Here is an 11,526-nt window from a genome sequence, read left to right as displayed (position 1 = left end):
AAGGTAAAAAATGAAAAGTTATAAAGATCTGGATATTTACAATTTGGCATTTGAATATGCCCTGGAAGTACATGCCATTTCTTTAAAACTTCCAAAATTCGAACTTTATGAACAGGGAAGCCAGATTCGAAGATCTTCTAAAAGCATTAAAAATAATATCATTGAAGGCTATGGCCGACGTACTTATAAGCAGGATTTTCTCAAATATTTAATCTATTCTCATGCCTCGTTGCTCGAGTGTTTATCCCAATTAGAAATGATTGATCGCATCTATAAAATTGAAGGGACAAAAAAACTCAAAGCCAATTATGAAATTCTTGGTGCAAAAATCTACTCTTTTATAAAATATGTTGAAAGAGAATGGAAATAGTATTTTTTTCTTTTTCATAATTCTTTATTTAGAAACTTAAAACGCATAACCTACAACTGAGAACCCATAACCAATTTCATGCTCTTCCAACTCAAATCCTATATAAACTTCCTTTTAAAAAGTCAGAATGAACACGGGCTCCACTCCCCTTTTGTTTATGACCTGGTGACCAGATGTTTTTATGATACTTCGGAACATTCGGAATATAAATTGATCAAAGAATACCGCAATGATCTTCTTCGGAATAAAGAGATTATCGAAGTAAAAGATTTTGGGGCGGGAAGCAGGGTTTTTAGTTCCAATCAAAGACCGGTACACGCAATTGCCAAAAATGCCGGAATCACTCTATTTCGGGCGAAATTACTATCTAGGATCGTTAATTATTTAAAGATCGAGAATGCTCTGGAACTGGGAACTTCCTTAGGAATAGCTTCCGCAGCTATTGCAGCAAATAAATCCACAAAACTTACCACTATAGAAGGTTGCAGAGAAACTGCAAAAATCGCCCGACAACAGTTTGAAAAGTTCGATCTCAAAAATGTTGATTTGAGAATTGATAAAATCGAAAATGTTCTTTTTGATCTGACTGCTGAACACCGAACAACAAAGATCGGACAGAAAACTTCAGAGAAATTCGACCTCATTTATTTCGACGGAAATCACCAAAAGCAAGCGACACTCGAATATTTTCAGAAGCTTTTATCTCTTGCGCACAATGATTCTGTCTTTATATTTGATGACATCCGCTGGTCTGCTGAAATGCAGCAAGCCTGGAAAGAAATTATCGAACATCCGCAGGTTCGGGTTTCGATCGATACTTTTCAATGGGGTCTTATATTCTTCAGAAGGGAACAGGTGAAGGAGCATTTTACGATTAGGGTGTAACAAATTAGTTGAATCGCCGTCAAACAAGCGTAAATTAAAATCCATGAGTAAAGTAATCGAAATTCGCAGCATCACCAGAGATTTTCCTTTAGGTCAGGAAGTCGTAAAAGTTCTAAAAGGTATCGATCTGGATATTGAACGAGGTGAATATGTCGCGATCATGGGACCTTCAGGTTCCGGAAAATCTACTTTAATGAATCTTCTGGGCTGCCTGGATACTCCAACTTCCGGATCTTATATTCTGAATGGAAAAGACGCCAGTAAGATGAGCGATGATGAACTTGCGGAAATCCGGAATAAAGAAATTGGTTTCGTTTTCCAGACATTTAATTTACTTCCCAGAACTACAGCTTTGGATAACGTGGCTTTACCGATGGTCTATGCCGGAGCCACAAAATCTCAACGTAAGGAACGTGCTGAAGAAGTACTTCGCAGCGTAGGACTTGGTGACCGAATGGATCATAAACCCAATCAACTTTCAGGAGGACAGAGACAACGTGTGGCGGTAGGTCGTGCGCTGGTCAATAAACCTTCCATCATCCTTGCAGATGAGCCAACTGGAAACCTGGATTCAAAAACTTCCGTAGAGATCATGAACCTTTTTGATGATATTCATGCTGCAGGAAATACTGTAATCCTCGTTACTCACGAAGAAGAGATCGCCGAGCATGCACATCGGGTAATCCGCTTAAAAGATGGCAGAATAGAGACCGATGAACGCAAAAAAGTTCATACTCCTACAGTTTAGATCAGATTTTTCAGGTTTTTTGTAAATTAGATCTCTAAACAATTCTTATGATCGACCTTGATAGGGAAACCTGGCTATACCTACTTATTATTGTAGCTATTCTCGCATTTTTTCTGTGGAATTCCAACCGTAGTAAAAAAATCAAAAAAGAACGAAAGAACAGGAATTTCAGAAAACGTTATCTCGAACGTAAAAAGGAGCATAAATCTGATACTCTTTAATCTTTTTGAATGTTAAGCTATCCGCTTTATTTTTCTTAGCTACTCGAACTTCGTACTTTTATCCTGATAAAAATTTGCAATGAAAATATATACCAAGACCGGGGACAAGGGCTCCACTTCTCTATTTGGAGGAACCAGGGTTCCCAAGCATCATATACGTATTGAAAGCTACGGAACGGTAGACGAGTTAAATTCACACATAGGTCTTCTAAGAGATCAACCGGTGAATGATAGTACCAAGCAGTTACTAATAGAAATACAGGACAGGTTATTTACCATTGGAGCGGTACTGGCTACAGATCCTGAAAAGGAGAAACTCAAAAATGGAAAGGATCGTTTGAATATCCCTAAAGTATCTGATGCTGATATTGAAAAATTGGAACATGCGATGGACGAGATGAATACCGAATTGCCCGAGATGACGCATTTTGTTTTACCTGGCGGACATCAAAGTGTGTCATTCTGTCACATAGCGCGTTGCGTTTGTAGAAGAGCCGAACGTATTTCTACCGCTTTATATGACATTGAACCATTTCAGGATCAGGTTTTGGTTTATTTAAACCGACTTTCAGACTACCTGTTTGTGCTGGCACGGATGTTGTCTCATTCCTTGCAAGCTGAAGAAATTCAATGGATTCCAAAAAAATCCTAAATCAATTAGATTTTCGTCATATTCATTGTGAATAATGCAAATAATGATCGAAATCTTTATGTTCTTATCATTATTGAGTAAATAATAGATTTTTTTCTTGGCTATTAGAGCAAAAAAATTATTTTTGCCAAAATTTAAAACCCGATTAATCAATGTATTGGACTTTAGAATTAGCATCTTATTTAAGTGATGCACCCTGGCCGGCCACCAAAGACGAGTTAATAGACTACGCAATTAGAACAGGAGCACCGCTTGAAGTTGTCGAGAATTTACAGGCAATAGAAGACGAAGGTGATTCATATGATTCTATTGAAGAGATCTGGCCGGATTATCCAACAGATGAAGATTACCTCTGGAATGAGGATGAATATTAAAATATAACACGTAGAAATTAGGGAAAAGTCTCAATCATGAGGCTTTTTTTTTGCGTAAATTTGAACCCCTTAAATAAAAAAACCACTATGAGTTTTTTAAATACCGTATTAAAAGCTTTCGTTGGAGATAAATCCAAGAAAGACGTAAAAGCAATTCAACCCATTGTAGACAAGATCAAGGCACTTGAGTCAAAGTTCGAGGCATTGAGCCTGGATGAATTGCGTGCAAAAACAACTGAATTTAAAACTCAGATCTCTGATGCTACCAAAGAAGTTAGAGATAAGATAGAAGCGCTAAATAAGGAAGCTGATGAAATTGATGATATCACCCGCAAGGAAGATATCTATACTGAAGTTGATGCTCTTAAAGATAAGTCCTACGAGCTTTCTGAAGCAGTTCTCAACGATATCCTTCCCGAAGCTTTTGCAGTAGTGAAAGAAACAGCTAAGCGTTTCTGTAATAATCCGCAATTAAAGGTTCAGGCTTCTGCTTACGATAGAGAACTTTCCGCAGAAAAAGATTATGTAAATCTTGAAGGTGACTACGCCATTTGGAATAACTCCTGGGATGCAGCTGGAAAGCCGGTAACCTGGGATATGATTCACTATGACGTTCAGCTTATTGGTGGTGTGGCTATGCACCAGGGAAAAATTGCAGAGATGCATACCGGGGAAGGTAAAACCCTTGTAGCGACTTTGCCTGTTTACCTGAATGCACTTACCGGAAACGGAGTGCACCTGGTGACTGTAAACGACTATCTGGCGAAACGTGATAGCGCGTGGATGGCTCCTATCTTTCAGTTTCACGGTTTAAGTGTAGACTGTATAGATTACCACCGTCCAAACTCTGCCGCACGTAGAAAAGCTTATAATGCTGATGTTACCTACGGAACCAACAATGAATTCGGTTTTGATTACCTGAGAGATAATATGTCTCATGCTCCCGATGATCTGGTACAGCGCCCGCATAACTATGCGATCGTGGATGAGGTGGATTCAGTATTAATTGATGACGCTCGTACCCCATTGATCATTTCAGGTCCCGTACCTAAAGGAGATACGCATGAGTTTATGGAATTGAAGCCTGCGATCGCCAATATCGTGGAAGTTCAGCGTAAATATCTAGTAAAAGTACTGGCTGAAGCTAAGAAACTGATCAAGGAAGGTGACACCAAAGAAGGTGGTTTCCAGCTATTGAGAGTATATCGTGGTCTTCCTAAGAACAAAGCATTGATCAAATTCCTGAGTGAAGAAGGTGTAAAGCAACTATTGCAGAAAACCGAGAATCACTACATGCAGGATAATAATCGTGAAATGCCGAAGGTGGATGCCGAGCTGTATTTTACGATCGAAGAAAAAAGCAACCAGATAGACCTTACCGATAAAGGAATTGAATTTCTTTCCGGAGAAAATGATCCTGACTTTTTTGTGATGCCTGAAATTGGAATGGAGATCGCAAAAATTGAAAAAGAAGGTCTTTCTGCCGAAGAAGAAGCTGAAAAGAAAGAAGAACTATTCAGAGAATATTCAGTAAAAAGTGAACGTATTCATACGCTTCGCCAGTTATTAAAATCATATACCCTGTTCGAAAAAGATACAGAGTATGTGGTGATGGATAACAAAGTAAAGATCGTGGATGAGCAAACCGGTCGTATCATGGATGGTCGTCGTTATAGTGACGGACTCCACCAGGCGATCGAAGCTAAGGAAAATGTGAAGATCGAAGATGCAACGCAGACCTTTGCTACGGTAACGCTTCAGAATTACTTCAGAATGTACCGCAAACTTTCGGGGATGACTGGTACTGCTGTAACTGAGGCTGGTGAATTCTGGGAGATCTACGAACTTGATGTGGTGGAAATTCCAACCAACAGACCTATTGCCAGAAATGATAAAGAAGATTTGGTTTATAAGACCAAACGTGAAAAATACAATGCGGTGATCGATCATGTGACCGATCTTTCGAATGCAGGCAGACCGGTACTTATTGGTACTACTTCTGTAGAAATTTCGGAATTACTTAGCCGTATGCTGAAGCTTCGGAATGTACCTCACAACGTACTGAACGCTAAACGTCATAAACAGGAGGCAGATATTGTTGCTGAAGCTGGTAATGCGGGTATCGTAACAATCGCCACCAACATGGCTGGTCGTGGTACCGATATTAAATTGAGCAAGGAAGTGAAGGAAGCTGGTGGTCTGGCGATCGTTGGTACCGAGCGTCATGATTCAAGACGTGTGGACAGGCAGTTGCGTGGTCGTGCCGGTAGACAGGGTGACCCGGGTAGTTCACAGTTCTATGTGTCTCTTGAAGATAACCTGATGAGATTATTTGGTTCTGAGAGAATCGCCAAACTTATGGACCGTATGGGTCTGGAAGAAGGTGAAGTTATTCAGCATTCCATGATATCCAAGTCTATTGAGCGTGCTCAGAAGAAGGTCGAGGAAAATAACTTCGGAGTTCGTAAGCGTTTGCTGGAATATGATGACGTGATGAACGCTCAGCGTGAGGTGATCTACAAACGTCGTTACCATGCTCTCTTTGGAGACAGGTTACGTGTGGATCTTGCCAATATGATCTTTGATATTTCTGAAAATATTGCTGAAACCAATAAAGGAGCTGAAGATTTTAAGAACTTTGAATTTGAACTGATCAGGAATTTCTCAATGAGTTCTCCTGTTTCTGAAGAAGAATTCAAGAAAATGACGCCTCAGAAGCTAGCTGGAGAGGCTTATAAGGCTGCATACTCACATTACGATACCAAGATGGCTCATAATGCTGAACGTGCATTCCCGGTCATCAAACAGGTTCATGAAGATGAACGAAATAACTTCGAGCGCATTTCTGTTCCATTTACAGATGGCACGAAAACATTAAGCGTGGTTACTAATCTTCAGAAAGCTTATGAAACTGAAGGGAAACAGTTAATCAAAGATTTCGAGAAGAATATCACGCTCGCTATCATTGATGAAGCCTGGAAGACTCACTTAAGAAAAATGGATGAGTTGAAGCAAAGTGTTCAGTTAGCTGTACATGAGCAGAAGGATCCGTTGCTTATATACAAATTTGAAGCATTTGAGCTATTCAAAGCAATGCTGGAAACCGTGAACCGTGATGTGATGTCCTTCCTATTCAAGGGAGAGATTCCAACGGCGAGCGTTCCTAATATTCAGGAAGCAAGGCAGGTTCAGCAAAAAGAAAAAGTTGAAACCAAGAAGGAAGAGATCCCTAACATGGATGAACGCGCTGCTCAAAGCCGAGCGGTTGGTAATACTCAGCGTAAACCTGAGATCACTGAAACCATCACTAGAGACCGACCTAAGATTGGAAGAAACGATAAGGTTACTTTGAAGAACGTATTGAGTGGTGAAACAAAAGCCATGAAATTCAAACAAGCGATCCCATTGTTAGATAAAGGAGACTGGGTTCTTGTAGACGAATAGAATCTGATTTTAGATATAAAAAAAGCCTGAAGTAGAACTTCAGGCTTTTTTTATGCGTTTGCCGGACTGAGCTTTCCATGGTTATTTTATTAAAACAGCACTATTGAAACCACACTTCGACAGGCTCAGTGCTGCAAACTGCTGATGAAAATAACATGCTTTTGATAGTGTTGCCATCCTGAGCCTGTCGAAGGATGAGCAAGATAGGATATCTACATCAGGACCAAACATATAATACTTTCATGATTACTAGCGGGAGCATGACGAAGACTGGAATAAAGTGAGCCCGCACAATTGAAACCGCACTTCGACAGCCTCAGTGCTACAAACTGCTGATGAAGATAACATGCTTTTGAGAGTCTTGCCATCCTGAGCCTGTCGAAGGATGAGCAAGATAGGATGTCCACATCAGAACCAAACCTATAATACTTTCATGATTACTAGCGGGAGCATGACGAAGACTGGAATAAAGTGGGCCCGCACAATTGAAACCGCACTTCGACAGCCTCAGTGCTACAAACTACTGACCAAGAAGAAATGGTCTTGAGCCTCACTTCGACAGGCTCAGTGCTGCAGACTGCTAAAAAGGAATGTTTGCTTGTGAGGGTGTTACCCTGAGTCAATCGAAGGCTGGATTATAATAACGCTATTGCCATCCTGAGCCTGTCGAAGGATGAGCAATCGCAGAAACCATATTCAAAATAGATTTATCCAGGCTTTCCGTATTGCGAATAGTTTCTTGAAAACTTCTGTAAATTATCCCAGTCTTTCAGAATTAAGGCAGTTTTCTTTTTCCTGCTCCATCCTTTCAATTTCTTTTCTAACTCTGAGGCAGTATTGGGATCCGTAAATTGCTGCACCAACATTAATTCTACAGGTCTTCTATTAAAGGTATATGCATCACGGTATTTTCCTGAATGGTGTTGTAATAATCTTTCTTCCAGATTGGAGGTCATACCTATATAAAAGGAGTGATCATTACATTTTAATATGTATACATAATATAACTCCACGTTTATCTTTTCAAACTTTGGAAGGCTCCGAACTGCTGAATTTTTGAAAATTGAAATTAATACAAAACAGCTTACTCAGATACTATTAAAAAATATAATTCTTAATGGATACTATGGTATCTAGAACACCTGCCAGAATGAGCTTTTTCATAGCTGCATTATTATAGACAGAACAAATGTAACCGCACTTCGACAGGCTCAGTGCTGCAAACTACTGACCAAGAAGAAATGGTCTTGAGCCTCACTTCAACAGGCTCAGTGCTGCAAACTGCTGATCAAGAATGTTTGCTTTTGATAGTGTTGCCATCCTGAGCCTGTCGAAGGATGAGCAAGATAGGATGTCTACATCAGAACCAAACCTATAATACTTTCATGATCACTAGCGGGAGCATGACGAAGACTGGAATAAAGTGAGCCCGCACAATTGAATCCGCACTTCGACAGGCTCAGTGCTGCAGACTGCTAAAAAGGAATGTTTGCTTGTGAGAGTGTTACCCTAAGTCAATCGAAGGATGGATTATAACAACGCTATTATCATCCTGAGCCTGTCGAAGGATGAGCAAATAATATATTAGGCTAAATTAGAACCTAGAATATAACACTTGCATAATAACAAGTATGAGGAGCTACTCTATAGTTGAATCCCGTCAAGAACATAACTAATTAAACCGCACTTCGACAGGCTCAGTGCTGTAAACTGCCTATAAATATAGTTTCTGGAGAATTATCTGAAGTCATGTTTGAGAAGTTCCGCTAGTTTTGAGAGAACTCTCTCCAAAAACGAGTCAGTAACCCTTTTTAACATGAGATTTTAAAAAGATTTCAAATTTCTACTAATGTATTTTTTAGTAATTTTAACAAACTAAATCATCAGTATGAAACGCTTTGCGATCGAAATTAAATGGGGAATAATCTTCAGCGTGGTATCCTTATTATGGATGTATCTGGAAAAGGCTTTGGGCTGGCATGATGAACTTATCGCCAAACATGCGATCTACACTAATTTCTTTGGAATTGTAGCGATCGTAATTTACGTATTGGCGTTGCTGGATAAAAGAAAGAATTTCTTTGAAGGCAAAATGAACTGGTCTCAGGGATTCATATCTGGAATTGTAGTAAGCATCGTCGTGGCCATCCTAACTCCGCTGGCACAGTATATTACCCACGCCTTCATAACACCGGAGTACTTTCCGAATATCATAGATCATGCAGTTGAAAGAGGTAGTATGACTCGTGAAGCTGCGGAAGAATATTTTAATCTTACTTCCTATATCCTTCAGTCGTTCTTCTTTGCGCTGGTTGTTGGAGTGGTGACCTCAGCCATTGTTGCGCTTTTCGTTCGAAAAAAATAGTTTACTTAGCATACATTTCCGAAGAGAGGCTTCTAAATTTTCAATAATAGATTAGGATCAGGACAATTCTGCAAATAATCTTCAAGCTCTTCTTTTCGAACCACCCCTGGATAATCTGCTATCTTGCCCTGCATATCTTTGATGACCTGAAAATGCAAATGTGGTGCATAATCACCATTTTCCGCATAATCTCCGAGTTCAGCAATTTTATCACCTTTTTTGAATTGCATTCCTGTTTCCAAATTATCCAGTGAGGCGCGGGATAAGTGTCCGTACAAGGTGAAAAACGACTGACGATCAAAATGATGCTCTAAAATTATTGTAGGTCCATAATCACCAAAATTTGAGTTATCCTGAAAACTATGTACGTGAGCATCCAGTGGAGCTATAATATCTGAATACGCAGGAACCCACACATCCAGTCCTATGTGAATGTTTCTATTCGAGCTCGAATGATTGAATAACTCGCTGCGATTATACAAAGTTCTTAGTTCATTGTAACCACCATACGCAGCTTTAGCCGATCGGTTTCTCAGATATTCATCTATAAAAACCGAAAAAGCGGCAGATGATGCCACCTCCAGTTTCAGCAGATCCCTGTTATTTTGTGAGAGATCAATATATTCATAATCTTCCTGTGCATAATCTCCACCTATCACCGGTGTGAATTCTGAAGTAAGACCTTTTATAAATTTGGAAAATTCTATCATTGCATTCAGCTTAGTAAGCCAAATGTAAGGGCTAACTCCTAATTTATCAATACATCGCTATAATTTGCCTTGATTGTGATATTACCGCTTCCGTTTTTCGATTTAAAGTAGCCATTCAGCATCTCATTATCATAGGACTTCGTGGATTTTAACTTCATCGTGGCAGGGTGCTTTATATTACTTTGCATTCCATTGAAACTAAAATTAAAAGCAGTCTCAGGCACACTGAGTTCCAGATCGCTATTTTCCAAACTGATATTCAGATCCTGAAATCCTGAACCAAGATTTTTAATTTCCAGCTTTCCAAAACTACCACTAAGTACCCCTGTTTCTTGAAGTTCATTGATCACCACATCGCTACTATTTGACTCTAGCTTGATACTCACCGCCTTGTCTATTGTACAGTTCTTCACAAATTCTGTTGAAAGCACTCCATAGTCCCAATGAGCGACTTTTACCGGTGTATACGCCGCTTTCACCCTAGTATTTTGTCCGGTGAGTCTATTAGCTGACAGCCGACTGTGAGACAGATCGGCTTTCAGGTTTTTAACTGTACTTCCAAGTTTTAATTCGCCATGACGCACGTTCAGTTCCAATTTTGCATCCTTCGGAACTTTGATCCTGATGGTCTTCTGATTTTTAGATGAATTCCCGTCACTATTCCCAGCAAACATTTTTCCACCATTGGCTTCCATATTAGCTTCGAACTGTTTTCCAAAATTTTCACCCCAGGCTTCCATTTTCTTTCCGAATTTCTCACCCCATGCTTCCATATCTTTTTCGAAATCCTTGCCCCAGGCTTCCATCTTCACTTCATATTCTTTTTCCCATTCTTCAGAATTCTTCTCGACTTCGGCAGCCCACTTCTCCATTTTCGCTTCGTATTCCTTGCCAAACTTCTTGTCCATTTTAGACTCCCATTTTTCAAGGTATTTGTCCCCGTCTTTTTTATAAGCGCTATAATCGAATTTCATTTCCTCCATATTATCAGCAAAACCTTCCGGTAGCGGATTTTGCGCAATATTAGCCAGCAAAGGCCCCACAAGTTCATTCATCATAGGCTGCAGCATTTCCGGCAGCATAGACAAAGGCTCTTCAAGTCCTGAAAGGTCCAGGTCAAGATTCATGTTGATATTTGTGTTCCCACCTCCACTGGATTTGATCTTAACCCGGTCACCATTTTTGGAGGTCTTTACCTGCCAGTTTTCCAGCAGTTCTTTCGTAGCTTTTTTGTTACCGGAATTTCCGTTTAGATAGGCTTCCACAACAACCTCGTTCTTATCCCAGTTCTCTACAATGATATTGGTATACCTGGAATCCAGTTCCACGGTCACATTTGCTGAAGTTTTATAGGAATTCTTCAGTTTGCTTGTTTGAGCAAATGATCCTGCTGTGATAAAGAGCAGCATCAATAAAATATATTTATGCTTGATAGTTTTCATTTTTAAGGTCTTTTGATTGTTCGATTTCATTTAATTTGTTCTTCAATTTCTTTAGAAGATCCAGTCTAAGCTGCAAGTTCGCGATCATAGCTTCTACTGTTTCCTCATTCAAACCAGTCTCTTGAATTTCCGCATTAAGCGCGATATATTCATCGTTCAGAGTTTCCAGTTTTCTCATAAATGCATCTATAAGTTCTTTGTTTCCTGGCGTCATGTCCAGTTTAGCCAATTGTATATTCAAACTGGCCATATAATAATCTTCGATTTTCTTAAACTCAGGGGAGACATCGCTCAACCTATAGTCAGTACCGGGAA

The 11,526-nt window shown here is 39.7% G+C and carries 11 protein-coding genes and 1 pseudogene; 8 read left to right on the top strand and 4 right to left on the bottom strand.

The genetic code is table 11. The features are described from left to right. Positions 1-10: 10 nt before the first annotated feature. From ACNI3T_RS10890 to secA, 7 genes are all read left to right on the top strand, one after another. Complete coding sequence (locus ACNI3T_RS10890) at positions 11-370, top strand: four helix bundle protein (RefSeq protein ID WP_418227800.1); 360 nt, start codon at positions 11-13, stop codon at positions 368-370. 78 nt (positions 371-448) lie between these two features. Continuing rightward, complete coding sequence (locus ACNI3T_RS10885; RefSeq protein ID WP_418227799.1) at positions 449-1,255, top strand: O-methyltransferase; 807 nt, start codon at positions 449-451, stop codon at positions 1,253-1,255. A 43-nt stretch (positions 1,256-1,298) separates the two neighbouring features. Then, a complete protein-coding gene (locus ACNI3T_RS10880; protein ID WP_405199472.1) occupies positions 1,299-2,003 on the top strand; it encodes an ABC transporter ATP-binding protein in 705 nt (234 codons plus the stop codon). 47 nt (positions 2,004-2,050) lie between these two features. Next, positions 2,051-2,224 carry a hypothetical protein gene (locus tag ACNI3T_RS10875; protein WP_418227798.1) on the top strand — a complete coding sequence of 58 codons (174 nt, stop codon included), beginning with the start codon at positions 2,051-2,053 and terminating at the stop codon, positions 2,222-2,224. 79 nt (positions 2,225-2,303) lie between these two features. Continuing rightward, positions 2,304-2,876, top strand: coding sequence for a cob(I)yrinic acid a,c-diamide adenosyltransferase (locus tag ACNI3T_RS10870; protein WP_418227797.1), 573 nt, complete (start codon positions 2,304-2,306; stop codon positions 2,874-2,876). A gap of 152 nt (positions 2,877-3,028) precedes the next feature. Continuing rightward, entirely contained in the window at positions 3,029-3,250 is a 222-nt protein-coding gene (locus ACNI3T_RS10865) for a DUF2795 domain-containing protein (protein WP_008272287.1), read from the top strand. A gap of 87 nt (positions 3,251-3,337) precedes the next feature. Then, positions 3,338-6,694 (top strand): preprotein translocase subunit SecA, encoded by a 3,357-nt coding sequence (gene secA, locus ACNI3T_RS10860; RefSeq protein WP_418227796.1) that lies wholly within the window; start codon positions 3,338-3,340, stop codon positions 6,692-6,694. 707 nt (positions 6,695-7,401) lie between these two features. Here the strand turns inward: secA and ACNI3T_RS10855 are convergent. Continuing rightward, positions 7,402-7,707: a GIY-YIG nuclease family protein gene (locus ACNI3T_RS10855; protein WP_418227795.1), complete on the bottom strand. Its 306-nt coding sequence runs from the start codon at positions 7,705-7,707 to the stop codon at positions 7,402-7,404. Between the two features lie 875 nt (positions 7,708-8,582). Here ACNI3T_RS10855 and ACNI3T_RS10850 point away from each other — a divergent pair. Beyond that, positions 8,583-9,059 carry a DUF4199 domain-containing protein gene (locus tag ACNI3T_RS10850; RefSeq protein WP_418227794.1) on the top strand — a complete coding sequence of 159 codons (477 nt, stop codon included), beginning with the start codon at positions 8,583-8,585 and terminating at the stop codon, positions 9,057-9,059. A 32-nt stretch (positions 9,060-9,091) separates the two neighbouring features. Here the strand turns inward: ACNI3T_RS10850 and ACNI3T_RS10845 are convergent, their stop codons facing one another. The 3 genes and pseudogenes from ACNI3T_RS10845 to ACNI3T_RS10835 form a co-directional block, all read right to left on the bottom strand. Next, positions 9,092-9,769: a peptidoglycan DD-metalloendopeptidase family protein gene (locus tag ACNI3T_RS10845; RefSeq protein ID WP_418227793.1), complete on the bottom strand. Its 678-nt coding sequence runs from the start codon at positions 9,767-9,769 to the stop codon at positions 9,092-9,094. Between the two features lie 38 nt (positions 9,770-9,807). Then, positions 9,808-11,211, bottom strand: coding sequence for a DUF4097 family beta strand repeat-containing protein (locus ACNI3T_RS10840; RefSeq protein ID WP_418227792.1), 1,404 nt, complete (start codon positions 11,209-11,211; stop codon positions 9,808-9,810). Continuing rightward, positions 11,192-11,526: pseudogene (locus ACNI3T_RS10835) on the bottom strand (hypothetical protein); the annotation flags it as partial. The gene ACNI3T_RS10840 and the pseudogene ACNI3T_RS10835, both read right to left, overlap by 20 nt.

The sequence above is a fragment of the Christiangramia qingdaonensis genome (assembly GCF_048381525.1).
Lineage (GTDB): Bacteria > Bacteroidota > Bacteroidia > Flavobacteriales > Flavobacteriaceae > Christiangramia.
Note: the sequence above shows the minus strand (reverse complement) of the source record. Positions and strands in the feature narration are given on the sequence as shown.